The following is a 26,107-nucleotide window of genomic DNA, read 5'->3' as shown; positions in this document are numbered from 1 at the left end:
GAGCCTAGCCAGACGGGGCGACAGCGGCGTCGATCGTTTTGGTGGTTGCCAGGACAATCGCCTATCCTGGTTGGGCCCGGTCAGCCCGGGCTGTCCCGGCCGCGTGTCAGACCGCCGAGCCGGACCCCCGAGATTTGAGGAGCTTGAACCATGGCCGCTGTGTGCGACATCTGCGGGAAAGGCCCCGGCTTCGGTAAGTCGGTGTCGCACTCCCACCGCCGCACCAGCCGTCGGTGGGACCCCAACGTTCAGACCGTGCACGTCGTCACCCGGCCGGGCGGCAACAAGCAGCGCCTGAACGTCTGCACGTCCTGCATCAAGGCCGGCAAGGTCGTCCGGGGCTAGTCCGCCGCTACATCACGATGTGCCCGGCGTCCACGGGTATCGACACGCCCGTCACGTAGCGGGCACGGGGACCGACCAGCCACAGCACCGCTTCCGTCACGTCCTGCGGCTCGACCAACGGCACGTCGGGCAGCAGCATCTGGGAGACGGCCGGGTTCGGGTTCTCCAGCATCCGGTTGACGACGAAGTCGTTGAGGATCATCGGCGTCATGACGCCGCTCGGGTGGACAGAGTTGACCCGAATCTTGTGTTGCGCATAGGCGTTGGCCGCTGACCGCATCAACCCGACCACCCCGTGCTTGGACGCGGCGTAGGCGAACATCGCCGCACTGCCGTCGCCGCCCCGGCCGGTCAGCCCCTGCGACGAGCTGACCAGGACGATCGACCCCCCCTGGCCCTTGCGGATGATCGACGGGACCGTCGCCAACAACGTGTGCCACACCCCCTTGAGGTTGGTGTCCACGATCGAGGTGAACACCGGTTCGGAATGGGCTTCCGGGTCACCGATCGCCACCACCCCGGCGTTGGCGATGACGATGTCCACCTCCCCTAGCTCGTCGATTCCGCTTTGCACCGCGGCCTCCAGTTGGGGCAGGTCGCGGACGTCGGCGACGACGGGCACCACCTTGCGGCCCGCGGCTTCGACCAGCCGCGCGGTCTCGTCGAGATCCGATTTGGTCCCCAGCGGGTAGGGAATCGCGTCGATGTCGGCGCAGATGTCCACCGCGATGATGTCGGCGCCCTGTTCGGCCAGGGCGACGGCGTGACTGCGACCCTGGCCGCGCGCCGCACCGGTGATAACGGCGACCTTGTTGTCGAGTTCACCCATGGCTATACCTCCAGCTTCGTGCCGGTTTGTTCTTCGGCGAAGGCCACCAGGCGAGCGGCCGTGTCATAGTCGCAGGCGACCGGTGACCGTCCGATCAGCACCGGCCCGCCGCGCAGGCCGAACCTGCCGCTGACCCCGACGTAGCTGCCCGGGGGCACCGGTTCGCTGATGCAGTACAGCGTGGGTGCCGCCCCCTCGTCGATGTCGTTGGCCAGCCGGTCGGCCACCACCTTGACCACTTTGTGGGCCGCCGCCAGCACCGGCGAGTCGCCGAGCTGCGACAGGTTCGAGGCCACCCAGCCCGGGTGGGTGAGCTGGGTGACGATCGGCGACCCGGCGGCGCGCAACCGGCGGTCCAGCTCCAAGCCCCACAGCATGACCGCGAGCTTGGACTGCGCGTAGGCGCCCAGCCGGGTCCACTTGTGCCGGCGCAGGTGCAGGTCGTCCATACGCAGCGTCGCCGACCGGTGTGCGTCGGAGCCGACGTTGATGATCTGCGTGCGCACCTTGGGCAGCAGCAGGTTGGTCAGGGCGAACGGCCCGAGCAGGTTGGTGCCCAGCGTCATCTCGAATCCGTCGACCGTGTCGGTGCGGCGCTCGGTCAGCGCGCCGGCGTTGTTGACCAGGATGTCGATGTCGTCGTCGACCGACTTCGCGAAGGCGCGCACCGACGACAGGTCGGCGAGGTCGACCCTGGCCACCGACGTCGAGCCACCCATCTCGGCAGCGCGTTGCTCGCCCAGTTCGATGTTGCGCACCGCCAGGATCACGTGCGCGCCGGCTTTGGCCAGGGCACGTGCGGTGCCCAGCCCGACCCCGTTGGTCGCTCCGGTCACGACGATTCGCTTGCCGGTCAGATTGCCGAGTCGGCTCGGCGTCCAAGGTAACGTCACGGCGATCAAGAGTAATGGTCGGTTCTATGTAAATTGGACCGGTTCTGCCACCATTGTTCGCGGAAGCGGAGGAGATGGGTCCAAAGGTGGTTCCACATGAGTGACAGCGCAACCGAAATCACCAACCTCATCTACACCTACGCCGAGCTTCTCGACCGCGGCGACCTGGACGGAGTGGCCCGGCTGTTCGAACACGGCCGCATCTGCGGCGTGGAGGACGGTCCACCGGAGACGGTGTTCGCCGGGGCCGCCCGGGTGCGCGAGATGTATGAGATGGCCACGCGCATCTACTCCGACGGCACCCCGAAGACCAAGCACAACACGACCAACGTGCAGCTGCACATCGACGAGGCCGAAGGGACCGCCCGCAGCACTTCCTACTACTGCGTCACGCAGGCCACCCCCGACCTGCCGCTGCAGGTGATCGTGACCGGGCACTACAAGGACACGTTTGCGCGGGTGGACGGCGCCTGGCGGTTCGACAGCCGCACCATGTTCATCGATCAGGTCGGCGACGTCAGCCAGCATTTGAAGTTCTGATCGCGTTGTGTGCCAAGCGTTTTGAGCAGTACATCGGAGGAACAGCGCATGCATGACGACCCCGTCGCGACGACATCCCAGCACGAACAGGAACTGGCCGCCCTTGACCTGATCGAGCACCCGACCGTCAAGGCCGCCTATCGGACGGTGGCCGATACCTGGCTGGGCCGCGCCAAGGCGTCCGACGCGATGCGGGAGCGGTTCGACGACGCGTTCGCCGAGGTGATGTTCTCGGCGGCGGTGTGGTCGTCCAATCAGGACAAGCTGAGGCCGAAGGTCAGCTGCATCACCCGGCTGGCGCATCCCGTCGACGGCCGGCCCATCCCCGGGTCACGTTGGGGCATCGACAATCCGGACAGCGTGTACCGGGTGATCCCGATCTCCGGTGACGAACGCTACGAAATCCACGGCCGGGTGGGCGAACACCGGATGACCGAGAACTACTTCACGTTGTGGGATGCGAACATGGGCACCGTCGACGTGCTCAACGGCCGGACAATGCAGGTCGACTCCGACGGAAGCTTCACCATCACCGTGGACGCCGACCCCGCCGGCGGGCGGCCCAACCACGTGCGGACCACACCCGCGGCACACGAGTTCTACATCCGCGACGTGCTGCTGGACTGGAGCCGCGACGACCCCAATCATCTTGAGGTGCAACGGCTCGGGGGGCCGCCCGCGACACCGGCACGCACGCTCGACGAGCAGGCCGAGGCCACCGCGGCGATGATGGACTACTTCGCCAACTTCACCGGCAAGCTCAGCCACGGCGTGTACAAAATGCCGGCCAACCATTTCAACCTGGCGTGGTCGGCCGACAAGGTCGGCGCGATGCGCAACCAGGTCTACGTCATGGGGCGTTTCGATCTCGCACCCGACGAGGCGTTCGTGGTGGACCTCAACGACGGTGGCGCCGAATACTTCACGGTGCCGCTGAGCAACATCTGGGGCACCACGCTGGACATCCTCGACCGCACCGGCAGCCTCAACAAGGCGCAATCGGTCGCCAACGAGGACGGCAGCTACACCTACGTGATCGCGCCGGCCGATCCCGGGGCGGCCAACTGGATCGACTCCGACGGCCTGCGCGAGGGGATCTTGACCCTGCGCATGGCGGAATTCGGTGAGGCGGGTCCCCGCGAAGACCTCGGCGCCCGCGGGCGGGTGGTCAAGCTGGACCGGCTCGACGCCGAGGTGCCGCACTTGCCGCGGGTGGGCTCGCAGCAACGGGCCGCCCAACTCGCGGCTCGGCGAACCGCGTATCTGCGCCGACTACCGGAAGGGCCGATCTAGCGATGTCGCGCTGGCTGATCACCGGATGCTCCACCGGCTTCGGGCGCGAAATCGCGCGCGCCGCACTGGAAGCGGGCCACAGCGCGGTGGTGACCGCGCGGCGGACCGACTCGATACGCGACTTCGTCGACGAGTTCGGCGACCGGGCGCTGGCCGTCGCGCTCGACGTGACCGACGCCGACCAGATCGCGGCGGCGGTGTCGGCGGCCGATGCGGCGTTCGGCGGCATCGACGTCCTGGTCAACAACGCCGGTCATGGCTACCTGTCCGCAGTGGAGGAGGGCGAGGACGCCGAGGTTCGAAAGCTGTTCGAGGTCAACTACTTCGGTGCGGTCAACATGATCAAGGCGGTGCTGCCGGGCATGCGGACCCGCGGATCCGGGCACATCATCAACATGTCGTCGATGACCGGTCTGGTCGCCAACCCGCCCAACGCGTATTACTCGTCGACGAAATTCGCGCTCGAAGCGATCACCGAGGCGCTGGCCACCGAGGTGCGGCCGCTCGGGATCAAGGTGACCGCCATCGAGCCGGGCGCCTTCCGCACCGACTGGGCGACGCGGTCGATGAAGGAGTCGGGCACCCCGATAGCCGATTACGTCGACGTGGCGGCCCGCAAGGACTTGATCAAGCAGTTCGCCGATCATCTCCCTGGTGACCCCAAAAAGGTTGCCGACGCGGTGCTGATGGTGACCACGCTCGACGAGCCACCGCTGCGGCTGCTGCTGGGCCGCGACGTACTCAAGGCCATGCGCGACAAGATCGCCGCGCTGTCGTCGTCGATCGAACAGTGGAAAGCCGTCACCAAGGACGTCAACTTCGAGAGCTCGTAAGTCACTCGTCGAGGAACACGGCGTGCCGGTCCACGGGGTCTCGCCCGATGTGCAGGTTGTTGGCGGGAAAATCGGGATCGGAATAACCGATCGACAGGCCGCACAGGATGTTCATCTCCGGCGGGATATCGAGCTGCTCGCGCACGACGTCGGGATAACCGGCGATGGCCACCTGCACGCAGGTGCCCAATCCGCGTGCGGTCAACGCCAGCAGCAGCGTCTGCAGGAACATGCCGACGCCCATGCTGTCGGCGTAACCGAGGTCGCGGTGCATGCACACGATGCCGCCCAGCGGTGCGCGGAAGAACTCCCAGTTGCGCAGGACGGCGATGCGCCGGGCCTCGCTGTCATGGCGGGCGATGCCCATCGAACCGTAAACGTGTGCGCCGGTGTCACTCCGGAAATGGGCGAACGCGGCGGGCAGTTGCGGGACGCGGGGCGGTTCGGCGCGCGCCTTTTCCAGCATGGCGGCGACCAACCGGTCCCGGGCCGCACCGGATACGAACACCAGGTGCCATGGCTGCACGTTCGAATTCGACGGCGCGCGCATCGCCAGCTCCAGCGATTCCTGCACCAGGTGGCGCGGTACCGGGTCGGGCAGGAAGAGCCGCGTCGAATGCCGCTGTCGAATGGTGTCTTCGAGGTCGTACATAGCTTCATGGTGTCAGGCGCCGAGCTGACGGCGCCTTCCGCTTCCAAGGGTCACCCCAGCGTGACGGTCGTCGCCGAGCGTCACGCCAGCGTGATCGCCGAGAAGGCCCTAGTCCCGAACGACGATGACCGTCTTGCCGGGCCGCCGGCCCGGGCGGCCGCCGCTCTCGAAAGCCTCGCGGCCCTGCTCGAGCGGGAACGTCTCGGCGATCTCCACCCGCAATTGTCCCCGGTCAACCAGCGCCGCTAGCTCGACCAGCTGATCCCGATTCGGCGTGACGATGAAAAAGGTTGCCCTGACGCCGTATTCATCGGCTACGCCCGCCGGCGGCGGCGCCGACAGGGTGACCAGCCGCCCACCCGGGCGGAGCGCCGGAAACGATCGGTCCAGCGTCTCACCGCCGACGGTGTCGATCACGACGTCGTAGACGGCGTCTTCGACTGTCTCGGTGCGGACGTCGATCACCCGGACGGCACCGAATCCACGGACGAGGTCACCGGCGTCGCTGCGCACGGTCGCGGTGACGCGCGCGCCCAGCGTCGCGGCGAGCTGAACCGTCAAGGCGCCCACACCACCCGCGCCGCCGTGCACCAGCACGGCCTCACCCGGGCGCACGCCCGCGTGGTCGACCAACGCCTGCAGGGCGGTCAGGCCGGCCAGCGGCAGCGCGGCGGCGACGACCTGCGACACCGTCGACGGCTTGGCGGCCAGGTCGGCCGCGGGGACGCAGACGAATTCGGCTGCGGCGCCGTCGCGGTCGAACGGGACCAGGCCGTAGACCTCGTCCCCGGGCGCGAAGTCCGTCACGCCCGCGGCGGCCTCGCGGACGACGCCCGAGACTTCGTGCGACGGGATCACCGGCGTGCGGCTGACACCGTCTCGGGTCCAGGTCTCGTCCCACGTCAGCTCATCGAACGTGATGGCGGCGGCGTGGACGGCCAGCAAGACTTCGCCCGCGGCCGGGGCCGGCACGGGCGCCGGCTCGACCACCAGCTGCTCCGGGCCGCCCCGGTGGTGCGCCCGCAAAGCCCTCATCTCGGTCAAGGCAGTCGCCAATCGATGGGATCGGCGCCCATGCCCGTGAGCAGTTCGTTGGCGCGGCTGAACGGACGCGACCCGAAGAATCCCCGAGATGCCGACAGCGGCGACGGGTGTGGCGACTCGATCGCCACACAATTGTCCTCGGCCAGAATCGGTTTCAGCGTCGAGGCGTCGCGGCCCCAGAGGATCGCCACCATCGGCTGCGAGCGCGCCGCCAGCGCACGGATCGCGCATTCGGTCACCGCCTCCCAGCCCTTCCCCCGGTGCGAGGCGGGGTTGCTCGGGCGCACGGTGAGCACCCTGTTCAGCAGCATCACCCCCCGCTCGGCCCACGGCGTCAGGTCGCCGGACGAGGGCTGCGGATGCCCGAGGTCGGCGGCGTACTCGTCGAAGATGTTGGCCAGGCTGCGTGGCAACGGGCGCACGTCCGGGGCCACCGAAAAACTCAGGCCCACCGCGTGCCCCGGCGTCGGGTACGGGTCTTGCCCGACGATCAACACCCGGACGCTGTCGAAGGGAAAGGTGAACGCGCGCAACACATTCGGCCCGGCCGGTAAGTACCTGCGCCCGGCCGCGATCTCGGCCCGCAAGAATTGGCCCATCGCGGCGACCTGATCGGCCACCGGTTGCAGCGCGGTCGCCCAACCCTGCTCGACGAGTTCGCTCAGCGGCCGCGCCGTCGTCACCGGTCCTTTCGAAGCATCAAGGCTCATCGCGCCACCCTAACGGTCATATGACTGCCAGCCGGCGTAGCCGGTCCACTGTTGCCCGTCGACAAGGACTTCGGCCTTCCCCTCGAGAACCCGTCCGATGATCCGCCATCCGGCGGGCGCGGGGCCGGCGAAACAGGCCACCAGGGCGTGGTCTTCGCCGCCGCCGAGCACCCACGACCATGGGTCGGCGCCCGCGGCGGCGGCCGCAGCGGTCAGCGAGTCGTGGTCGGCGGTCAGTGCCGCCGTGGACAAGTCCATCGCCACCTCCGACGCCTCGGCGACGTGCCGCAGGTCGGCGACCAGGCCGTCGGAGACATCGATCATCGCTTGCGCTCCTCCGGCGGCCGCCGCCACGCCCTGCCCGTAGGGCGGCTGGGGAACCAGATGTCGATGGCGCAGCGGATCGAATCCCTCGATCCCCTTGCCCAATAACGAAAGTCCAGCCGCCGAACGGCCGAGTTCACCGGCGACCGCGATCACCGAGCCCGCTTTCGCCCCGGACCGCAGCACCGGCGCGCGGCCATCGAGGTCACCCAGCACCGTCACGGAGATCACCCATTGCGGGCAGCTGACGAGATCGCCGCCGGCGATGCCCGCGCCGATACGCTGCGCCTCGTCCCACATGCCGCCGACCAGTCCGTCGACGTCGGCCGCCCGAGTGTCACCGGGCGCGCCGAACGCGACCACGAAGGCCGTCGGCCGCGCTCCCATCGCCTCGATGTCCGCGGCGTTCTGGGCGATGGCCTTGCGGCCGACGTCACGGGGGGTCGACCAGTCCAGCCGAAAATGCCGATCCTGCACGAGCATGTCGGTCGACACAGCGATGCGGCCGTCCCTGGCTTGTACCACCGCCGCGTCGTCGCCCGGCCCGACGGCCACCGCGGCCGGCTGCCGGCGGCCGCGCACCAAACGATCGATGACGGCGAACTCCCCGAGCTGCTGCAGTGTGGGTTCCGATGCGTCGTCGCGCACGCCACCTCCTCCGGCGCTGTCGTCCCCTGCGTGGGCCTCTGACGGGTCGCCGACCTGCGGTAAGTTAATTTACTGCCCGCGCGAGCGGCCCGCGCCAGTGTAGAACCCTGCACCGCTGTGCCAGAGATAGGAGGTGCGCGGCGGTGACGACCGACCCCGATACCGGCCCCGCCGTCGACACGGGGCCACCGCCCGCGGCGATCATTGCGGCGGTCGCGGTGGCCGTCGTGGCGATCGGCGTGATCCTGGTGATCGCGGCGAATCGTGAGGCGCCGCCGCAACCGGTCGCCGTGCCCGCCGCGCCGGCGCCGCAGGCCGACAGCCCCGCCTGCCGGGCATTGGCCGGGGCGCTGCCGCAGCGGCTCGGCGACTATCAGCGCGCGCCCGTCGCCCAACCGGCGCCCCATGGGGCCGCCGCGTGGCGGGCCGGCCCGGACGGCGAGCCGGTCGTGCTGCGCTGCGGACTCGACCGGCCAGCCGAGTTCGTCGTGGGATCTCCGATTCAGGTCGTCGACCGCGTGCAGTGGTTCGCGGTGCGCCCCGAACAGCAATCCGCCGGTGACGCGGGCAGGTCGACCTGGTACACCGTGGACCGGCCGGTGTATGTGGCGCTCACGTTGCCGTCGGGATCGGGCCCGACGCCGATCCAGCAACTCTCCGAGGTGGTCGACCGCACCATCGCGGCGGTGCCCATCAACCCGGGGCCGGCGGCGGGCTAGTCCGACGGTGGCGACCCGCATCGCCCGGCTACGCCGCGCTCGCGATCGCCACTAGTCCGATGGTGGCGACCCGCATCGCCCGGCTACGCCGCGCTCGCGATCGCCACTAGCGCAGGCCCACGCCCCGGGCCAACGCCGTTTCGACCATGGTCGCCAGCAGGGTCGGGTAGTCCACGCCGCTGGCAGCCCACATCCTCGGGTACATCGAAATCGTGGTGAACCCGGGCATCGTGTTGATTTCGTTGAGCACCGGCCCGTCATCGGTGAGGAAGAAGTCGACCCGGGCCAACCCCTGACAGTCGATGGCGTTGAAGGCCCGGATCGCCAAATGCCGGATGGTGTCGGCGATATCGTCGTCAACCTTGGCGGGCACGTCCAATTCCGCTGCGTCATCCAGATATTTGGTGGCGAAGTCGTAAAACGAATCCTCACGTCCCCGCACCCCGGCCACCCGGATCTCGCCCAATGTGCTGGCTTCTATTGTGCCATCGGGCATTTCGAGCACGCCGCACTCCAGCTCGCGACCGGTGATCGCCGCCTCCACGATCACTTTCGGGTCGTGCCGACGCGCCACCGCGACAGCGGCGGCGAGGTCCTCCCAGCGCGCTACCCGGGTGACGCCGATCGAGGAGCCACCCCGGGCGGGTTTGACGAACACCGGCAGACCCAGCCGCTCGCACTCATCGGGTCGCAGGGTCGACCGCGACGGGCGTAGCACCGCGTACGGGCCGACCGGCAGCCCTTCGGCGACGAACAGCTTCTTGGTGAACTCCTTGTCCATGCCCGCCGCGCTGGCCAGCACGCCGGCGCCGACATAGGGCACGCCCGCCAACTCCAGCAGGCCCTGGATCGTGCCGTCTTCTCCGTACGGACCGTGCAGCACCGGGAACACCACGTCGACCGACGCCAGGACCTCGCCGGCCCCGGACGAGAGGGAGACCAGTTGGCCGCTGCGCCGCGGATCCGCCGTCAGGGCCAGTTCGGTGCCCGACTGCGCGGTCACCTCCGGCAACTGCCGGTCGCTGATGGCCAGCGCATCCGGGTCGCCGTCGGTGAGCACCCACGACCCTTGCGGGGTGATGCCGATCGCGACCACCTCGAACCGCTCGGGGTCGAGATTGCGCAGGATGCTGCCCGCGGACACGCACGAGATGGCGTGCTCGTTGCTGCGCCCGCCGAAGACGACGGCGACGCGAACGCGGCTTCCGCTGGCACTCACAACCTGGAGAGGCTACCGGTTGTGCGGCACGCGGGCCGGGCGGCGGGCCGCTAGCTGGGGTTTCGGTCGCCGCGCGGCAGTCACTCAGGCTTGGTCCTGCGGCCCAGCAGCAGGGCCATCGCCTCGTCCACCAACAGCCCCTTGTGGCAGACCCGGTGCACGGCGTCGGTGAGCGGCATCTCGACGTCGTAACTGGACGCCAGTGCCAGCACCGACTCGCTCGATGTCACGCCCTCCACGACGTGCCCTTCCCTGGCCTGCATCGCCGATTCCATCGTCCCGCCGCGACCCAGGCGTTCACCGAAGGACCGGTTGCGCGAATACGGCGACGTGCACGTCGCGACCAGGTCACCCACCCCGGCCAGCCCGGCCAGGGTGGTGCCCTTGGCGCCGAGCGCGATGCCCAGCCGCATGATCTCCGCCAGACCGCGGGTGATGATCGCCGCCGCGGTGTTCTCCCCGAGTCCGACCCCGGCCGCCATGCCGCACGCGAGCGCGATGACGTTCTTGCACGCCCCGCCGACCTCGGTGCCGACGACATCGCTGTTGGTGTACGGGCGGAAATACCCGGTGTTCAGCATGCGCTGCAGGGCGACCGCGCGCCCGGAGTCGCTGCACGCGACGACGGTGGCGGCGGGCTGACATTCGGCGATCTCGCTGGCCAGGTTGGGCCCAGAGACGACCGCGACCTGAGCGGGATCGACACCCGTCACCGAAACGATGACCTGACTCATCCGCATCAGCGTGCCCAGCTCGATACCCTTGGCCAGGCTGACCAGGGTGGCGCCGTCGGGTATCAACGGCGCCCACGCTTCGAGGTTGGCGCGCATCGTCTGCGCGGGAACCGCCAGCAGCACCGTCGAGGCAAAGCCCAGCGCCTCCGCGGCGTCGGTGGTCGCGCGCACGTTCGCCGGCAGTGTCGCGCCGGGCAGATAGTCGGGGTTGGAGCGGGAGGCGTTGATCCGGTCGGCGACCTCGGACCGACGGGCCCACAGCATGACCTCCGCGTCGGGTTCGCCGGCCTCGACGAGCACCTTGGCCAGCGCGGTGCCCCACGCCCCGGCACCCATGACCGCGACGGCGCCCTTCGAACCGGTCATCCGCTATCCCCGTCTGTCGTCTCCCGTGTTGCAGCCGCTACACCCTAGATCAGCGGCCGTCACGCGAGCTAGGGCGTCCGCCTTCAGCGGTCGCTGGCAGGATGAGATCTCATGAGCGGCACACGAGCCGACGAAGCGGGTAGAGACGTTGCCCTGATCGTCGCGGTCAAGCGGTTGGCCGCGGCCAAGACGAGGCTGGCCCCGGTGTTCTCGGCACGCACCCGGGAGGGCGTGGTGCTGGCCATGTTGATAGACACCCTGACCGCCGCGGGCCGCGTCGGTTCACTGGGCTCGATCACCGTCATCACGCCCGACGAGGCAGCGGCCGCCGCGGCGACCGAGCTGGGCGCCGAGGTGCTCAACGACCCGACGCCCGAGGGGCACGGCGACCCCCTCAACAACGCCATCGCCACCGCGGAACGGGCGGTGGGCGGTTTTTTCCCGAATGTCGTTGTGCTGCAAGGCGATTTGCCGGCGCTTCAAACGCAGGAGCTGGCCGAGGCGATCGCCGCCGCGCGTCATCACCGGCGCAGCTTCGTCGCCGACCGGCTGGCGACGGGAACCGCCGCGCTCTTCGCCTTCGGCGCTCCGCTCGATCCGCAGTTCGGTTCCGATTCGTCGGCGCGACACCGACGTTCGGGTGCGATAGAGCTGACCGGTGCGTGGCCGGGCCTGCGCTGTGACGTCGACACTCCCGACGACCTCGCCACCGCGCGCCGGCTGGGGGTGGGTGCGGCGACCGCTCGTGCCCTCGCCCAGCAGTGACTCATCCGTCGACGCGGCGTACCTGTCCACGCGGTTAACGACGACCCAACGGCGAATGGATGTCCGTCGAGCGCTAGCAGCATCGGCGCGTGATGAGCAATGATCGCAGGGTGACTGAAATCGAAGCTGAGGCGCGCCCCGAAGAGAACTTGTGGCATCAGGGCGACTCGGCTGTGGCAGCGCCGCCCGCCGCGACGCACGCCGCACTCACTGACCTGCCGGAGGACCGCTATCTCAACCGGGAGCTGAGCTGGCTGGACTTCAATGCCCGGGTGCTGTCGCTGGCCGCCGACAACTCGTTGCCGTTGTTGGAGCGGGCCAAGTTTCTGGCGATCTTCGCCTCCAACCTCGACGAGTTCTACATGGTCCGGGTCGCCGGCCTCAAGCGTCGCGACGAGATGGGGCTGTCCGTGCGCTCCGCCGACGGCCTGACGCCGCGCGAGCAACTGGCCCTCATCGGTGAACAGACGCAGCGGATCGCGACCCGGCATGCGCGGGTGTTCCTCGATTCGGTGCGACCGGCGCTCGCCGGGGAAGGCATACATATAGTCACCTGGGCCGATTTGGATCAGGGTGAACGCGACGAACTGTCCACCTATTTCCACGAACAAGTCTTTCCCGTTCTCACGCCGCTCGCCGTCGATCCCGCTCACCCCTTCCCGTTCGTCAGTGGGCTGAGCCTGAACCTGGCGGTCATGGTGCGCCAGCCCGAGGAAGGCGGCCAACATTTCGCGCGAGTCAAGGTGCCCAACAACGTCAATCGCTTCGTGGAGCTGGGCGCACGCGATACGGAGGACAGCGAAGGCCCCACCATAATTCGCTACCTGCCAATGGAAGAGCTGATCGCGGCCTTCCTGCCGGTGCTGTTCCCCGGCATGGAGATCGTCCAGCATCACGCTTTCCGCATTACCCGCAACGCGGACTACGAGGTCGAAGAGGACCGCGACGAGGACCTGCTGCAAGCGCTGGAACGGGAATTGGCGCGCAGGCGGTTCGGGTCGCCGGTGCGACTAGAGGTCGCCAACGACATGACCGAGAGCATGCTGGAACTGCTGCTGCGCGAACTCGACGTGAACCCGGGCGACGTCATCGAGGTGCCCGGCCTGCTCGATCTGTCGTCGTTGTGGCAGGTCTACAGCCTCGACCGGCCGGCGCTCAAGGACCCGGCGTTCGTTCCGGCAACCAGTCCCGCATTCGTCGACCGCGAGACGCCCAGGAGCATCTTCGCCACGCTGCGCGAAGGCGATGTGCTGCTGCATCATCCGTATGAGTCGTTCTCCACCAGCGTGCAGCGATTCATCGAGCAGGCCGCCGCCGACCCCAATGTGCTGGCGATCAAGCAGACGCTGTACCGCACATCCGGCGATTCGCCCATCGTTCGGGCGCTCATCAACGCCGCCGAGGCCGGCAAGCAAGTGGTGGCGCTCGTGGAGATCAAGGCGCGCTTCGACGAGCAGGCCAACATCCGCTGGGCGCGCGAGCTGGAACAGGCGGGCGTGCACGTCGTTTACGGGTACGTCGGACTCAAGACGCACTGCAAGACCTGCCTGGTGGTCCGCCGCGAGGGTTCGACGATCCGGCGCTACTGCCACATCGGAACCGGCAACTACAACGGAAAGACGGCGCGACTGTACGAGGACGTCGGCCTGCTGACCGCGTCTCCCGAGATCGGGGCCGACCTGACGGACCTGTTCAATTCGCTGACCGGCTACTCCCGCAAGGTCTCCTACCGCAACCTTCTGGTCGCCCCGCACAGCATTCGCACCGGCATCATCGAACGCGTCGAGCGTGAGATCGCCGCCCACCGCGAGCACGGCGGCGGGCGGATCCGGCTCAAGATGAATGCGCTCGTCGACGAGCAGGTCATCGACGCGCTGTACCGTGCGTCGCTGGCGGACGTGCGGGTAGAGGTGGTGGTGCGCGGCATCTGCGCGCTGCGCCCCGGCGCCGAAGGATTCTCGGAGAACATCACGGTCCGTTCGATTCTCGGTCGCTTCCTGGAGCATTCCCGCATCATGCATTTCAATCGCATCAACGAGTTCTGGATCGGCAGCGCGGACATGATGCACCGCAACCTCGACCGGCGCGTCGAGGCGCTGGTTCAAGTGAAAGATCCCCGGCTGACCTCATACCTGGACGACCTGTTCGAGTCCGCGCTGGACCCGTCCACCCGGTGCTGGGAGCTGGGGGCCGACGGACAGTGGATCGCGTCACCGCAGGACGGCCACACCGTGCGCGATCACCAAGTGTCGTTGATGGAGCGACACCGCAGTCCGTAGCCCCTGCGTGGTGATTTACGGTTGTTCTCCGGCCGCATCGCAAACGTGTGCGCGGTCCCGACCGAATTGACCTGCAGGAGTTGAGTTGCCGACCAAGAGCTCATCCACCGCTCGGCGTCCGGGAAGCCGGATCGTGTACGCCGCCGGCGCGGTCTTGTGGCGGCCGACGGATTCCTCCAACCCCGGCCTCGAGCTCGCGGTGATCCACCGCCCCCGCTACGACGACTGGTCACTGCCGAAGGGCAAGGTAGACCCGGGCGAGACGGCGCCCGTCGCCGCGGTGCGGGAAGTGTGCGAGGAGACCGGGCAGCATGCGGTCCTGGGCCGGCGGCTCGACATGGTGAGTTACCCGATCGAGGCGGGCGTCAAGAAGGTCTACTACTGGGCGGCGCGCAGCACCGGCGGGGACTTCATCCCCGGCAACGAGGTCGACGAACTGGTCTGGCTGCCGATGCCCGAGGCGCTCAAGAAGCTCAGTTATTCACATGACCGAAAGATGTTGCGCCACTTCATGAAACACCCCGCCGACACGCATTCGGTGGTGGTGGTGCGGCATGGCACGGCGGGACGGAAATCACGGTTCAAGGGCGACGACACCCAGCGACCGCTGGACAAACGGGGACGCGCGCAGGCCGAGGCGCTGGTTCCGCAGCTGCTGGCCTTCGGCGCCACCGACGTGTACGCGGCCGACCGCCTGCGCTGCCACCAGACGGTGGAACCGCTGGCCGAGGAATTGGGCGTGACGGTGCACAACGAGCCGACCCTCACCGAGGAGGCCTACGGCAAGAGCCCCAAACGTGGCCGGCACCGAATGCTCGAGATCGCCGAGCAGCAAGGCACACCGGTCATTTGCACTCAGGGCAAGGTGATCCCGGACTTGATCTCCTGGTGGTGCGAACGGGACGGGATACGTCCCGACAAGTCGCGCAACCACAAAGGCAGCACCTGGGTGCTCTCACTATCGGGTGGCCGACTGGTGGCGGCCGACCACATCGGCGGCGCGCTGGCCGCCAACGTGCGGGCCTGACACACGAATACCCTTCGGGCGCACCGCTGCGGCCCGAAGGGTATTCGCGTTGAGAACTCGGCTGTTGCCTTAACGGCGACCGCGACGCGCGGTGGCCTTCTTGGCGGGAGCCTTCTTCGCCGCGGTCTTCTTGGCCGGAGCCTTGGTCGCGGCCTTCTTGGCCGGAGCCTTCTTCGCCACGACCTTCTTCGCCGCGGTCTTCTTGGCGGGAGCCTTCTTCGCCACGGTCTTCTTGGCCGGAGCCTTGGTCGCGGCCTTCTTGGCCGGAGCCTTCTTGGCGGGAGCCTTCTTCGCCGCGGCCTTCTTGGCGGGAGCCTTCTTCGCCGCGGCCTTCTTGGCGGGAGCCTTCTTGGCGGCGGTCTTCTTGGCCGCGCCGCTTGCCACTACACCACGCTTCACTGCAGGTCCTTCCGACGGGAGACGCTGTGCGCCAGAGACAACCGCTTTGAATTGAGCACCAGGACGGAACGCCGGGACGGAGGTCGGCTTCACCTTCACCGTCTCGCCGGTACGCGGGTTGCGGGCCACCCGGGCCGCGCGGCGCCGTTGCTCGAAAACACCGAACCCGGTAATGGTGACGCTGTCGCCCTTGTGCACGGCACGCACAATGGTGTCGACGACGTTCTCGACGGCGGCGGTTGCCTGCCGACGGTCGGTGTTCAATTTTTGAGTGAGCACATCTATGAGCTCTGCCTTATTCATCCAATCCCTCCGACGCTAGTGGTCCTCGATTTGAACCGACTAGTGCACACGGTAAACCCTCACCCAGCAAATTTCCAAGAGCCACGCGCAATTTCAGGGTCGGACAATCCGAGGTTTCGCAATCCGGTTGCCGCCCTTGACCGGTGGCGGGACTTGGAAATCGGCCCGGTTTAGTTAGGTGAGCGAGAAGAAATTCCGGCGTTCTCGACCGTTCAGGAGGCGGGCAGAGTGCGCGGTTTCCACCGCGGATAGGTGGCCTCGTAAGATTCGATTTTGTCGAGTTTCCGCAGCGTAAGGGCTATATCGTCGAGGCCTTCGAGCAGCCGCCAGGCGGTGTGGTCGTCAATCTTGAACGGCAACACCGTCGTTCCCGCGGTGATATTTCGATCTTGAAGATTGGCAGTGATTTCCAGTCCCGGGCTCTGCTCGATGAGCTTCCAAAGGAGTTCCACGCCGTCCTGAGAAACTTCGGCCGCCAAGAGGCCCGCCTTGCCGGCGTTGCCCCGGAAGATGTCACCGAATCGAGACGAGATGACCACCCGGAACCCGTAGTCCATGAGCGCCCACACCGCGTGCTCGCGCGACGAGCCCGTCCCGAAATCCGGGCCGGCGACCAGGACGGTCCCACGGTCAAAGGGGCTGAGGTTGAGGATGAATGAGGGATCCGAGCGCCAGCTGGCGAACAACCCGTCCTCGAAACCGGTTCGGGTGACCCGCTTCAAATACACCGCAGGAATGATCTGATCGGTGTCGACATTGGACCGCCGCAACGGCACACCGATACCGGTGTGGGAGTGAAATGCTTCCATGCTCATCTCTTCTTCTCGATTGGGTCAGGTCAAATCGGCCGGGGCAGACAATGTGCCGCGAACCGCCGTCGCGGCGGCCACGGCCGGCGACACCAGATGCGTGCGGCCGCCTTTCCCCTGGCGCCCTTCGAAGTTGCGGTTGGACGTCGCCGCGCACCGCTCCCCCGGCGCCAGCTGGTCCGGGTTCATTCCCAGGCACATCGAGCAGCCCGCCTGTCGCCATTCGGCGCCCGCTGCGGTGAAAACCTCGCCCAGCCCTTCGGCTTCGGCCTGCGCGCGCACCCGCATGGACCCGGGCACCACGAGCATCCGCACCCCGGGCGCCAGCTTGCGACCGCGCAGCACGTCGGCGACCACCCGCAGGTCTTCGATACGACCGTTGGTACAAGAGCCCACGAACACGGTGTCGACCGCGATATCGCGCATCGGAGTGCCCGGCCGAAGGTTCATGTAAGCCAAGGCTTTCTCGGCGGCCTGCCGCTCGGCGTCGCCGGTCATCAGCTCCGGGTCGGGAACGGCCGCGGCCAGCGGCACGCCCTGCCCAGGGTTGGTTCCCCACGTCACGAACGGGCTCAACGATGTTGCGTCGAGGTGCACCTCGGTGTCGAAGACGGCACCGGGGTCGGTGTGCAGCTCCTGCCAATAGCGCATCGCCGCGTCCCATTGCGGCCCCTGCGGCGCGTGCGGCTTGTCGCGCAGGAATTCGAAGGTGGTGGCGTCCGGGGCCACCATGCCCGCTCGGGCACCGGCCTCGATGCTCATGTTGCAGATCGTCATCCGGCCTTCCATCGACAGCGATTCGATGGCGCTGCCGCGGTATTCGATGACGTGCCCCTGCCCGCCGCCGGTGCCGATCTTGGCGATCAAGGCAAGAATGATGTCCTTGGCCGTCACACCGGCGGGCAATTCGCCGTCGACATTGACCGCCATCGTTTTGAACGGCCGCAGCGGCAAAGTCTGGGTGGCGAGCACGTGCTCGACCTCCGATGTGCCAATGCCCATTGCCAGTGCGCCGAATGCGCCGTGCGTCGACGTGTGACTATCACCACAGACAACGGTCATTCCCGGTTGGGTCAGCCCCAATTGCGGCCCGACGACATGCACGATGCCCTGCTCGATATCGCCCATCGGATAAAGGCGAATGCCGAATTCGGCGCAGTTGCGGCGCAACGTCTCGACCTGGATGCGCGACACCGGGTCGGCGATCGGCTTGTCGATGTCGACGGTGGGCACGTTGTGATCCTCGGTGGCCAGCGTCAGATCGGGCCGACGCACCGGCCGGCCGGCCAGCCGCAGCCCGTCGAAGGCCTGCGGGCTGGTGACCTCGTGCACCAGATGCAGATCGATGTAGATCAGGTCGGGCGCGTCATCGCTCCCTTTATCCACAACGTGGTCTTCCCAGACCTTTTCGGCCAGGGTGCGCGGCTTGCCGGATCCCATCTGAAAATTCGCCTCGATTCCCTCATCTGCGGCTCGCGGATCGACCATGGGCTGTGATCTCAGAATGCGAGACGCTAGTATCTCCTTGTGAGACAGCATAGCGGCATCGGCGTCCTCGACAAAGCCGTGGACGTCCTGCACACCATCGGCCAATCCCCGTGCGGATTGGCCGAACTGTGCGAAAGAACCGGACTGCCCAGGGCCACCGCGTATCGGCTGGCAGCGGCGCTGGAGATCCATCGCCTGCTGGCCCGCGACGACGAAGGACGCTGGGGACTCGGTCCGGCCCTCACCGAGCTCGCCGCCCATGTCAACGATCCGCTGCTGGCCGCCAGCGCCGGGGTGCTTCCCTTGTTGCGCGAGGCCACCGGCGAAAGCGTGCAGCTGTACCGCCGCGAGGGCACCGAACGAGTCTGCGTGGCCGCCCTGGAACCCGCTGCGGGCCTTCGCGATACGGTCCCCGTCGGGGCGCGATTGCCGATGACGGCGGGCTCGGGCGCCAAGGTGCTGCTGGCCCACAGCGACGCGGCGACGCAAAAAGCGGTGCTACCGGCGGCGAAATTCACCGAGCGCACCCTGGCCGAAGTGCGGCGGCGCGGCTGGGCGCAAAGCGTGGCCGAGCGCGAGCCCGGGGTGGCGAGCGTGTCGGTTCCCGTGCGCGACGGCCGCGGTGCCGTCATCGCCGCCATCTCGGTGTCGGGACCCGTCGACCGCATCGGCCGGCGCCCCGGTGCGCGCTGGGCTGCCGATCTGCTGTCCGCGGCCGGAGCGCTCACCCGCCGGCTCTGAACGTGGTGGGGCGCTTCCTCTGCCACCAGCGCACACTCGACCGCTCGCGGCCTGACAGACTGACCGCCATGGGAACCAATCAGCGCGCGAGCATCGTCATGTCCGAGGACGAAATCGCCGACTTCGTCGTCAAGAGCCGCACCGGGACGCTGGCTACCATCGGCCCCGACGGCCAGCCGCACCTGACCGCAATGTGGTACGCCGTCGTGGACGGCGAAATCTGGCTGGAGACCAAGGCCAAGTCGCAGAAGGCCGTCAACCTCAAACGCGATCCCCGGGTGAGCTTCCTGATCGAGGACGGCGATACCTACGACACCCTGCGTGGAGTTTCCTTCGAGGGCGTCGCCGAGATCGTCGACGACCCCGACGTCTCACACCGGGTCGGGGTCAGCGTGTTCGAGCGGTACACCGGGCCCTACACCGACGAGATGAAGCCGTTCGTCGAGCAGATGATGAACAAGCGCGTCTGCGTGCGCATCGTCGCCCAACGCGCCCGCTCGTGGGATCACCGCAAACTCGGCCTGCCGGCCATGCCGGTGGGTGGATCCACGGCACCGGCCGTGCTGGGCACCGGCCGATAAATTTTTGTAGCCCCGATGGGATTCGAACCCACGCTACCGCCGTGAGAGGGCGGCGTCCTAGGCCGCTAGACGACGGGGCCGGACACGATCCGGAGAGTCAGCATAGCTCACACGCAGAGGCCCACCTAATCGCTTGAGGTGGCGAGATTTTTGCTGGGGTACCAGGACTCGAACCTAGAATGGCTGAACCAGAATCAGCTGTGTTGCCAATTACACCATACCCCATTGGCTGCCTAAAACCGCTGGTCAGCGGTCATTCGGAGCCTTATCGAGCTGCTCGGAAGACCGCTGCCGCCAACAGTTGTCGGCCTTTGTGAACCGCAGTGCAGACTACCAAAGACTCCCGGCACAATTCGCATGCGAGGTCTTCGCCTATCCGGCGACCGTTTCGCGTGCGGCGCGTAGGCGCTGCAAGCTGCGGTCACGGCCGAGCAGCTCCAGCGATTCGAACAACGGCGGGCTCACCGTCGTTCCCGTGGCGGCCACCCTGATCGGGCCGAACGCCTTGCGCGGTTTGAGGCCCAGGCTTTCGATGAGCGCGCCCTTGAGGGCGGCCTCGATCTGCGCCGTGGTCCAGTCCGTCATGCCGTCCAGCGCCGCCAGTGCGGCGTCCAGCACCGCGGCCGCGTCCGGACCGAGCTCCTTGGCGGCGGCCTTCGGGTCGATGGCGTATTCGTCGTCGTTGAGGAACCTGAGCAGTTCCCACGCGTCGGCGAGCACGACGATGCGTGTCTGCACCAGGTCGGCGGCGGTGGCGAACGCCGCTTCGTAATTACCCGGATCCAATCCGATGCGATGTCCGTGGACGTCGAAGTAGTCGCGCAGCCGGCCCGCGAAATCCGCTGGCTTGAGCATGCGGATGTGCTCGCCGTTGAGCGCGTCGGCCTTCTTCTGATCGAAACGGGCCGGGTTGGAATTGACGTCGACGACGTCGAACGCGGCGACCATTTCGTCGAGACTGAACAGGTCATGGTCGTCGGCGATCGCCCAGCCGAGCAACGCGAGATAATTCAGCAGCCCCTCGGGGATGAAACCCCGGTCGCGGTGGGCGAACAGATTCGACTGCGGGTCGCGCTTGGAGAGTTTCTTGGTCCCCTCCCCCAATACCGTTGGCAGGTGCGCGAACTCCGGGATGCGCTCGGCGACGCCGACTCGGATGAGCGACTGGTACAGCGCGAGCTGCCGCGGCGTCGAGGGCAGCAGGTCCTCGCCCCGCAGCACGTGGGTGATTTTCATCAGCGCGTCGTCGCACGGGTTGACCAAGGTGTACAACGGATCTCCGTTGGCGCGGGTCAACGCGAAGTCCGGCACGCTGCCCGCGGCGAAATTGGTGGGTCCGCGCACGAGATCGTGCCAGCCGAGGTCCTCATCGGGCATCCGCAGCCGCACCACGGGCTTGCGGCCCTCCGCCAGGAACGCGGCGCGCTGGGCATCGGTGAGCTGCCGGTCGAAATTGTCGTATCCCAATTTGGGGTTGCGGCCCGCCGCGATGTGGCGCGCCTCGACTTCTTCCGGTGTCGAGAAGGCGTAGTAGGCCTCGCCCGCTTCCAGCAGCTTGCCCACCACGTCGCGGTAGATCTCTTTGCGCTGCGACTGCCGGTATGGACCGTAGGGCCCGCCGACCTCGGGCCCCTCGTCCCAGTCGAGGCCCAGCCAGCGCAGCGCGTCGAGCAGCGCCAGATAGCTTTCCTCGCTGTCGCGTTCGGCGTCGGTGTCCTCGATGCGGAAGACGAAGGTGCCGCCCGTGTGCCGCGCGTAGGCCCAGTTGAACAGCGCGGTGCGGACCATTCCGACGTGCGGGGTGCCGGTGGGCGACGGACAGAACCTGACGCGGACTTTCGTTTCGGGGGTCACGACTTTCCCTTACGGACCACGGGATTGGTGAGGGTACCGATGCCCTCGATGGTGATGGAGACGGTGTCGCCGTCCTCGATCGGACCGACCCCGGCCGGCGTTCCGGTGAGAATGAGGTCGCCGGGCAGCAGGGTCATCACGGCCGAGATCCATTCGATGATGGCGCCGACGTCGTGGATCATCAGCGAGGTACGGCTGTGTTGCTTCACCTCGCCGTTGACCTCGGTTCGGATTTCGAGATCAGCCGGATCGGCATCGGTGACGATCCACGGACCCACCGGGCAGAAGGTGTCGTGCCCCTTGGCCCGGGTCCATTGGCCGTCGGCTTTCTGTTGGTCGCGGGCCGACACGTCGTTTCCGATGGTGTAGCCCAGGATGCTGTCGGCGGCCTCGGCGGCGGAGACGTCCTTGCAGGGCCGGCCGATGACCGCGGCCAGCTCGCCCTCGAAGTGCACGGGTGATGCGTTGGCGGGCAACCGGATCGGCACGTTCGGGCCGACGATGGCCGTATTGGGCTTGAGGAAGATGATGGGATCCGGTGCCGCGGGGCCGGTGAGCTCGGTCATCTCGGCGATGTGATCGGCGTAGTTCTTGCCGATGCAGACCACCTTGCTGGCCAATATCGGAGCCAGCAGTCGCACATCGGCCAGCGGCCATGATCGGCCGGTGAAGTTCGGCGTGCCAAAGGGATGCTCGGCGATTTCGCGGGCGATCATGGCGGCGGGATCGGAGAGTTCGCCCTCGATGCTGACGAAGGCGACACCGTCCGGGCTGGCGATTCGACCAAGGCGCATTTCGTTGAGCCTAGTGACGGTCGCGAGCGAGCTGTTGGGGGCACCTCCCGCACCAGTATTACCAGCGGTTTTCGGTGCGTGTGCAAGCATTAAGGATGCAAACGGGGACGGCCACGACGCGGGAGCTGGGCGCGCGCGGGCGCTGGTCCATCATGGTCGTATCGCTGGTGGCCACGGCGAGTTCCTTCCTCTTCATCAACGGCGTCGCGTTTTTGATTCCCTCGCTCCAGACGGCGCGCGGAATCCCGCTCGATGAAGCCGGTCTGCTGTCCTCCATGCCGAGCTGGGGCATGGTGGTGACACTGGTGCTGTGGGGCTACGTGCTCGACCGCGTGGGCGAGCGGCTAGTGATGGCCGCGGGTTCGGCGCTCACCGCGGTGGCCGCCTACGCCGCGGCGTCGGCGCATTCGATGGTGTTGATCGCCGTCTATCTGTTCCTCGGGGGCATGGCGGCGGCCAGTTGCAATACCGCCGGCGGGCGGCTGGTGTCGGCGTGGTTCCCGCCGCACCAACGCGGCCTGGCCATGGGCTTTCGCCAAACCGCGCAGCCCCTGGGAATCGCCTTGGGGGCGCTGGTGATTCCCGAGCTGGCCGAACACGGGCCGGCTGCGGGGCTCAGATTCACGGCCTTGGCGTGCGCGTTCGGGGCGGCAGCGAGTGCGGTCGGCATCATCGACCCGCCGCGCAAGCCCCGGGAGAAGGCCACCGATTCCGAACTCGCCAGCCCGTACCGAGGGTCCTTGGTGCTGTGGCGAATTCACACGGTGGCGGGCCTGATGATGGTCCCGCAGACGGTGACCGTCACGTTCATGCTGGTATGGCTGATCAAGAATCTGCACTGGTCGGTCGCGGCCGCCGGCAGTCTGGTGACCCTTTCGCAGCTGCTGGGTGCGATCGGCCGCGTCATGGTGGGCCGCTGGTCCGACCGCGTCGGCTCGCGCATGCGACCGGTCCGCATCATCGCGGGCGCCGCCGCCGTCATCCTCTTCCTTCTGGCCTGGGCCGACTTCCTGAATTCGAGTTGGCAGGCGCCCTTGATGGTCGCCATTTCGGTGATTGCCGTGCTGGACAACGGTTTGGAGGCCACGGCCATCACCGAATTCGCCGGGCCGTTCTGGAGCGGACGCGCCCTCGGCATTCAGAACACCACCCAGCGGGTGTTGGCGGCGGCCGCGCCGCCGCTGTTCGGTGCGTTGATCACCGCTGCGAAATACCCGAACGCGTGGATATTGTGCGGACTGTTTCCGGTGGCCGCCGTGCCGTTGGTGCCGACGCGGTTGCTCCCGCCCGGGTTGGAAACTACAGCCCGGCGGCAATCCGTTCGCCGACTTCGGTGGTGGCGAGCCGTTCGCTCCCACGCGTTGACAGGTAGGCCGCGACAGCCCGATCCACCCGCCTAGCCGCATCGTCCTCGCCGAGATGGGCGAGCAGCAACGCCACCGACATGATCGCCGCGGTCGGGTCGGCGATGCCCTTACCGGCGATGTCCGGCGCGCTGCCGTGTACCGGCTCGAACATCGACGGGTTGGTCCGGGTGGCGTCGATATTTCCGCTGGCGGCCAAGCCAATTCCGCCGCACACCGCCGCCGCCAAGTCGGTGATGATGTCACCGAACAGGTTGTCGGTGACGATCACGTCGAAGCGACCGGGGTCGGTGACCATGAAGATGGTGGCGGCGTCGACGTGTTGGTAAGCGACCTCGACGTCGGGGTAGCCCTCCCCGACCTCGGCCACGATCCGCGACCACAGCTTCCCCGCGAAGGTCAGCACATTGGTCTTGTGCACCAGCGTCAGGTGCTTGCGGCGGCGCTGGGCCCGTTCGAAGGCGTCGGCCACCACACGGCGCACGCCGAAGGCGGTGTTCAGGCTCACCTCGGTGGCCACCTCATGCGGCGTTCCGGTGCGGATCGCGCCGCCGGTGCCGGTGTAGGGACCCTCGGTTCCCTCGCGCACCACCACGAAATCGATGTGCGGATTTCCGGCGAGCGGGCTGCTCACACCGGGATACAGCCGTCCCGGCCGCAGGTTGACGTGATGGTCCAGCTCAAAACGCAGGCGCAGCAACAGACCCCGCTCCAGCACACCGCTGGGCACAGACGGATCGCCGATCGCCCCGAGCAGGATGGCGTCGTGCTGGCGCAGCTCGGCGAGCACCGATTCCGGCAGCAACTCACCGCTGGCGTGAAAACGCCGGGCGCCCAGGTTGTAATCGGTCTTCTCGACACCGGGCAACACCGCGTCAAGGACGTTGAGCGCCTCGGCTGTCACTTCCGGCCCGATACCGTCGCCGCCGATAACCGCGAGTTTCACGACAGATCAACCACCTCAAGCTTGTTGGCGCCCACCGCCGCGCCGATCGCCGACCGCACCTCGCTCGGCACGTCGCGGTCCAGCCGCAGCAGGATCGTCGCACCCGGGCCCTCGGCATCCTCGGAGAGTTGCGCGGCTTGGATGTTCACGCCCGCCGAGCCGAGCAGGGTGCCGATCTTGCCCAGCGCCCCGGGCTGGTCGACGTAGTTGATCACCAGGTTGGTGCCCCGTGCCCGCAGGTCGAAGTTGCGGCCGTTGATCTGCACGATCTTCTCCACCAGCTGCGGGCCGGACAGGGTTCCGGCGACGTTGACGGCGGTGCCGTCGGGGGCTACTGCGCGCACGTCGACGACGCTGCGGTGGTTCGGGCTCTCCGAGGCCTTGGCGAGTTCGGCGGTGACGCCGCGCTCTTCGGCCAGCGCCGGTGCGTTGACGAACGTGACCGGCCCCTCGACCACCGCCGAGAACAGACCGCGCAGAGCCGAAAGCTTCAGCACCTCAACGTCTTCGGAGGCCAGCTCGCCGCGTACCTGGACCGAAACCGAAACCGGCGGCCCGTCGGACAGCGATGCGGCCAGCACCCCGAGCTTGCGCACCAGGTCCAGCCAGGGCGCCACCTCTTCGTTGACCGCGCCGCCGCCGACGTTGACGGCGTCGGGGACGAATTCACCGGCCAGCGCGAGCTTCACGCTTGCGGCGACGTCGGTGCCCGCCCGGTCCTGGGCCTCGGAGGTGGACGCGCCCAGGTGCGGCGTGACCACCACCTGCGGCAGCTCGAACAGCGGGCTATCGGTGCACGGCTCCTTCGCGAAGACGTCGATACCGGCCGCGCGGACGTGTCCGCTGCTCACCGCTTCGGCCAGCGCGGCCTCGTCCACCAGGCCGCCGCGGGCGGCGTTGACGATGATGACGCCCGGCTTGGTCTTCGCCAGCGCCTCCTTACCGATCAGCCCCGCCGTCTCGGGCGTCTTCGGCAGGTGCACCGAGATGAAGTCGGCGCGGCCGAGGAGGTCGTCGAGGGGCAGCAGTTCGATGCCCAGCTGAGCGGCCCGGGCCGGCGAGACGTACGGATCGTAGGCGACGAGGTGGGTGCCGAAGGCCGTCAACCGTTGAGCGACCAACTGCCCGATCCGGCCCAGCCCCACCACCCCGACCGTCTTGCCGAAAATCTCGGTGCCGTTGAACGATGACCGCTTCCAGGCGTGCTCGCGCAGCGAGGCGTCGGCCGCCGGGATCTGCCGGGCAGCGGCCAAGAGCAGCGCCAACGCGTGCTCGGCGGCGCTGTGGATGTTGGAGGTGGGGGCGTTGACCACCAGCACGCCGCGCTCAGTCGCGGCGGGCACGTCGACGTTGTCCAGCCCGACCCCGGCGCGGGCGACGATCTTCAGCTTGGGCGCGGCGGCCAGCACCTCGGCGTCGACGGTGGTGGCCGAGCGCACCAGCAGCGCGTCGGCCTCGCCCACCGCGGCCAGCAGCTTTTCCCGGTCCGGCCCGTCTACCCAGCGCACCTCGACCTGGTCTCCCAGGGCGGCGACAGTCGATTGGGCGAGTTTGTCGGCGATCAATACAACAGGCAGATTCACCCGGCCAGCCTAACGGCTGCCTTCG

Annotated in this window: 26 protein-coding genes and 2 tRNA genes; 11 read left to right on the top strand and 17 right to left on the bottom strand. The window is 67.7% G+C overall.

The annotated features are described in order from the left end of the window. Positions 1 to 150 precede the first annotated feature (150 nt). On the top strand, positions 151 to 345 hold the full coding sequence (gene rpmB, locus A5756_RS12420; protein WP_046185726.1) for a 50S ribosomal protein L28: 195 nt from the start codon (positions 151 to 153) through the stop codon (positions 343 to 345). Between the two features lie 7 nt (positions 346 to 352). Here the strand turns inward: rpmB and A5756_RS12415 are convergent, their stop codons facing one another. Both A5756_RS12415 and A5756_RS12410 read right to left on the bottom strand, forming a co-directional pair. Then, positions 353 to 1,174 carry a mycofactocin-coupled SDR family oxidoreductase gene (locus A5756_RS12415; RefSeq protein WP_066952530.1) on the bottom strand — a complete coding sequence of 274 codons (822 nt, stop codon included), beginning with the start codon at positions 1,172 to 1,174 and terminating at the stop codon, positions 353 to 355. Positions 1,175 to 1,176: 2 nt separating this feature from the next. Beyond that, on the bottom strand, positions 1,177 to 2,067 hold the full coding sequence (locus A5756_RS12410) for an SDR family NAD(P)-dependent oxidoreductase (protein ID WP_066952692.1): 891 nt from the start codon (positions 2,065 to 2,067) through the stop codon (positions 1,177 to 1,179). Between the two features lie 96 nt (positions 2,068 to 2,163). Here A5756_RS12410 and A5756_RS12405 point away from each other — a divergent pair, with 96 nt between their 5' ends. The 3 genes from A5756_RS12405 to A5756_RS12395 are packed head-to-tail and all read left to right on the top strand — an operon-like array spanning position 2,164 to position 4,733. Continuing rightward, positions 2,164 to 2,607 (top strand): nuclear transport factor 2 family protein, encoded by a 444-nt coding sequence (locus tag A5756_RS12405; RefSeq protein WP_066952528.1) that lies wholly within the window; start codon positions 2,164 to 2,166, stop codon positions 2,605 to 2,607. A 48-nt stretch (positions 2,608 to 2,655) separates the two neighbouring features. Beyond that, positions 2,656 to 3,900 (top strand): DUF1214 domain-containing protein, encoded by a 1,245-nt coding sequence (locus tag A5756_RS12400; RefSeq protein ID WP_066952526.1) that lies wholly within the window; start codon positions 2,656 to 2,658, stop codon positions 3,898 to 3,900. A gap of 2 nt (positions 3,901 to 3,902) precedes the next feature. Beyond that, positions 3,903 to 4,733, top strand: a complete 831-nt coding sequence (locus tag A5756_RS12395; protein WP_066952524.1) for an oxidoreductase — start codon at positions 3,903 to 3,905, stop codon at positions 4,731 to 4,733. Between the two features lies 1 nt (position 4,734). On the opposite strand, the gene A5756_RS12390 is transcribed toward A5756_RS12395, so the two are convergent. The 4 genes from A5756_RS12390 to A5756_RS12375 all read right to left on the bottom strand — a co-directional run bounded on the left by A5756_RS12390 (position 4,735) and on the right by A5756_RS12375 (position 8,111). Next, positions 4,735 to 5,385, bottom strand: a complete 651-nt coding sequence (locus A5756_RS12390; RefSeq protein ID WP_066952521.1) for a nitroreductase — start codon at positions 5,383 to 5,385, stop codon at positions 4,735 to 4,737. Between the two features lie 108 nt (positions 5,386 to 5,493). Then, complete coding sequence (locus tag A5756_RS12385) at positions 5,494 to 6,420, bottom strand: NADP-dependent oxidoreductase (RefSeq protein WP_066952518.1); 927 nt, start codon at positions 6,418 to 6,420, stop codon at positions 5,494 to 5,496. A 5-nt stretch (positions 6,421 to 6,425) separates the two neighbouring features. Then, positions 6,426 to 7,139, bottom strand: coding sequence for a uracil-DNA glycosylase (locus A5756_RS12380; protein WP_066952516.1), 714 nt, complete (start codon positions 7,137 to 7,139; stop codon positions 6,426 to 6,428). Positions 7,140 to 7,148: 9 nt separating this feature from the next. After that, complete coding sequence (locus A5756_RS12375; RefSeq protein ID WP_066952514.1) at positions 7,149 to 8,111, bottom strand: thiamine-phosphate kinase; 963 nt, start codon at positions 8,109 to 8,111, stop codon at positions 7,149 to 7,151. Between the two features lie 143 nt (positions 8,112 to 8,254). Between A5756_RS12375 and A5756_RS12370 the strand changes: the two genes are divergently transcribed. Beyond that, positions 8,255 to 8,830: a DUF3515 domain-containing protein gene (locus tag A5756_RS12370; RefSeq protein WP_066952512.1), complete on the top strand. Its 576-nt coding sequence runs from the start codon at positions 8,255 to 8,257 to the stop codon at positions 8,828 to 8,830. Between the two features lie 106 nt (positions 8,831 to 8,936). On the opposite strand, the gene A5756_RS12365 is transcribed toward A5756_RS12370, so the two are convergent. Beyond that, the gene (locus tag A5756_RS12365) at positions 8,937 to 10,049 is read right to left on the bottom strand and encodes a D-alanine--D-alanine ligase family protein (RefSeq protein ID WP_066952510.1); all 1,113 of its coding nucleotides are present in this window, start codon (positions 10,047 to 10,049) and stop codon (positions 8,937 to 8,939) included. Between the two features lie 80 nt (positions 10,050 to 10,129). After that, positions 10,130 to 11,149 (bottom strand): NAD(P)H-dependent glycerol-3-phosphate dehydrogenase, encoded by a 1,020-nt coding sequence (locus A5756_RS12360; protein ID WP_066952508.1) that lies wholly within the window; start codon positions 11,147 to 11,149, stop codon positions 10,130 to 10,132. Positions 11,150 to 11,260: 111 nt separating this feature from the next. On the opposite strand from A5756_RS12360, the gene cofC reads away from it, so the two are divergent. The 3 genes from cofC (at position 11,261) to A5756_RS12345 (ending at position 15,220) form a co-directional block, all read left to right on the top strand. Continuing rightward, positions 11,261 to 11,914 (top strand): 2-phospho-L-lactate guanylyltransferase, encoded by a 654-nt coding sequence (gene cofC / locus A5756_RS12355; protein ID WP_066952507.1) that lies wholly within the window; start codon positions 11,261 to 11,263, stop codon positions 11,912 to 11,914. Between the two features lie 89 nt (positions 11,915 to 12,003). Further along, positions 12,004 to 14,193: an RNA degradosome polyphosphate kinase gene (locus A5756_RS12350; protein WP_066952505.1), complete on the top strand. Its 2,190-nt coding sequence runs from the start codon at positions 12,004 to 12,006 to the stop codon at positions 14,191 to 14,193. Positions 14,194 to 14,278: 85 nt separating this feature from the next. Continuing rightward, positions 14,279 to 15,220 (top strand): bifunctional NUDIX hydrolase/histidine phosphatase family protein, encoded by a 942-nt coding sequence (locus A5756_RS12345; RefSeq protein WP_066952503.1) that lies wholly within the window; start codon positions 14,279 to 14,281, stop codon positions 15,218 to 15,220. Positions 15,221 to 15,289: 69 nt separating this feature from the next. Here the strand turns inward: A5756_RS12345 and A5756_RS12340 are convergent, their stop codons facing one another. The 3 genes from A5756_RS12340 to leuC all read right to left on the bottom strand — a co-directional run bounded on the left by A5756_RS12340 (position 15,290) and on the right by leuC (position 18,171). Beyond that, positions 15,290 to 15,922 carry an HU family DNA-binding protein gene (locus A5756_RS12340; protein WP_066952501.1) on the bottom strand — a complete coding sequence of 211 codons (633 nt, stop codon included), beginning with the start codon at positions 15,920 to 15,922 and terminating at the stop codon, positions 15,290 to 15,292. Positions 15,923 to 16,134: 212 nt separating this feature from the next. Then, on the bottom strand, positions 16,135 to 16,731 hold the full coding sequence (leuD, locus tag A5756_RS12335) for a 3-isopropylmalate dehydratase small subunit (protein WP_066952690.1): 597 nt from the start codon (positions 16,729 to 16,731) through the stop codon (positions 16,135 to 16,137). A gap of 24 nt (positions 16,732 to 16,755) precedes the next feature. Beyond that, a complete protein-coding gene (gene leuC / locus A5756_RS12330) occupies positions 16,756 to 18,171 on the bottom strand; it encodes a 3-isopropylmalate dehydratase large subunit (RefSeq protein ID WP_066952688.1) in 1,416 nt (471 codons plus the stop codon). An 87-nt stretch (positions 18,172 to 18,258) separates the two neighbouring features. Here leuC and A5756_RS12325 point away from each other — a divergent pair, with 87 nt between their 5' ends. Together A5756_RS12325 and A5756_RS12320 are read left to right on the top strand one after the other, a co-directional pair. After that, positions 18,259 to 18,960 carry an IclR family transcriptional regulator gene (locus tag A5756_RS12325; protein WP_066952499.1) on the top strand — a complete coding sequence of 234 codons (702 nt, stop codon included), beginning with the start codon at positions 18,259 to 18,261 and terminating at the stop codon, positions 18,958 to 18,960. 68 nt (positions 18,961 to 19,028) lie between these two features. Further along, positions 19,029 to 19,541: a pyridoxamine 5'-phosphate oxidase family protein gene (locus A5756_RS12320; RefSeq protein ID WP_066952497.1), complete on the top strand. Its 513-nt coding sequence runs from the start codon at positions 19,029 to 19,031 to the stop codon at positions 19,539 to 19,541. 7 nt (positions 19,542 to 19,548) lie between these two features. On the opposite strand, the gene A5756_RS12315 is transcribed toward A5756_RS12320, so the two are convergent. From A5756_RS12315 to A5756_RS12300, 4 genes are all read right to left on the bottom strand, one after another. Beyond that, positions 19,549 to 19,621 (bottom strand) — tRNA-Glu (locus A5756_RS12315). 73 nt (positions 19,622 to 19,694) lie between these two features. Next, a tRNA-Gln gene (locus tag A5756_RS12310) sits at positions 19,695 to 19,766 on the bottom strand. Positions 19,767 to 19,913: 147 nt separating this feature from the next. Beyond that, positions 19,914 to 21,395: a glutamate--tRNA ligase gene (gltX, locus tag A5756_RS12305; RefSeq protein ID WP_082948309.1), complete on the bottom strand. Its 1,482-nt coding sequence runs from the start codon at positions 21,393 to 21,395 to the stop codon at positions 19,914 to 19,916. Next, the gene (locus tag A5756_RS12300; protein ID WP_066952493.1) at positions 21,392 to 22,189 is read right to left on the bottom strand and encodes a fumarylacetoacetate hydrolase family protein; all 798 of its coding nucleotides are present in this window, start codon (positions 22,187 to 22,189) and stop codon (positions 21,392 to 21,394) included. Before A5756_RS12300 ends, gltX begins: the two co-directional genes overlap by 4 nt. Before the next feature lie 95 nt (positions 22,190 to 22,284). On the opposite strand from A5756_RS12300, the gene A5756_RS12295 reads away from it, so the two are divergent. Continuing rightward, positions 22,285 to 23,589, top strand: a complete 1,305-nt coding sequence (locus tag A5756_RS12295) for an MFS transporter (RefSeq protein WP_066952491.1) — start codon at positions 22,285 to 22,287, stop codon at positions 23,587 to 23,589. Here the strand turns inward: A5756_RS12295 and A5756_RS12290 are convergent. Both A5756_RS12290 and serA read right to left on the bottom strand, forming a co-directional pair. Then, positions 23,489 to 24,499: a 3-isopropylmalate dehydrogenase gene (locus A5756_RS12290; protein WP_066952489.1), complete on the bottom strand. Its 1,011-nt coding sequence runs from the start codon at positions 24,497 to 24,499 to the stop codon at positions 23,489 to 23,491. The two genes, A5756_RS12295 and A5756_RS12290, sit on opposite strands and share 101 nt — an antisense overlap. Next, on the bottom strand, positions 24,496 to 26,082 hold the full coding sequence (serA, locus tag A5756_RS12285) for a phosphoglycerate dehydrogenase (protein WP_066952487.1): 1,587 nt from the start codon (positions 26,080 to 26,082) through the stop codon (positions 24,496 to 24,498). Before serA ends, A5756_RS12290 begins: the two co-directional genes overlap by 4 nt. Between the last annotated feature and the right edge of the window lie 25 nt (positions 26,083 to 26,107).

The sequence above is a fragment of the Mycobacterium sp. 852002-53434_SCH5985345 genome, assembly GCF_001667155.1.
GTDB lineage: Bacteria > Actinomycetota > Actinomycetes > Mycobacteriales > Mycobacteriaceae > Mycobacterium.
This window is presented reverse-complemented; position numbering and strand designations above follow the sequence as displayed.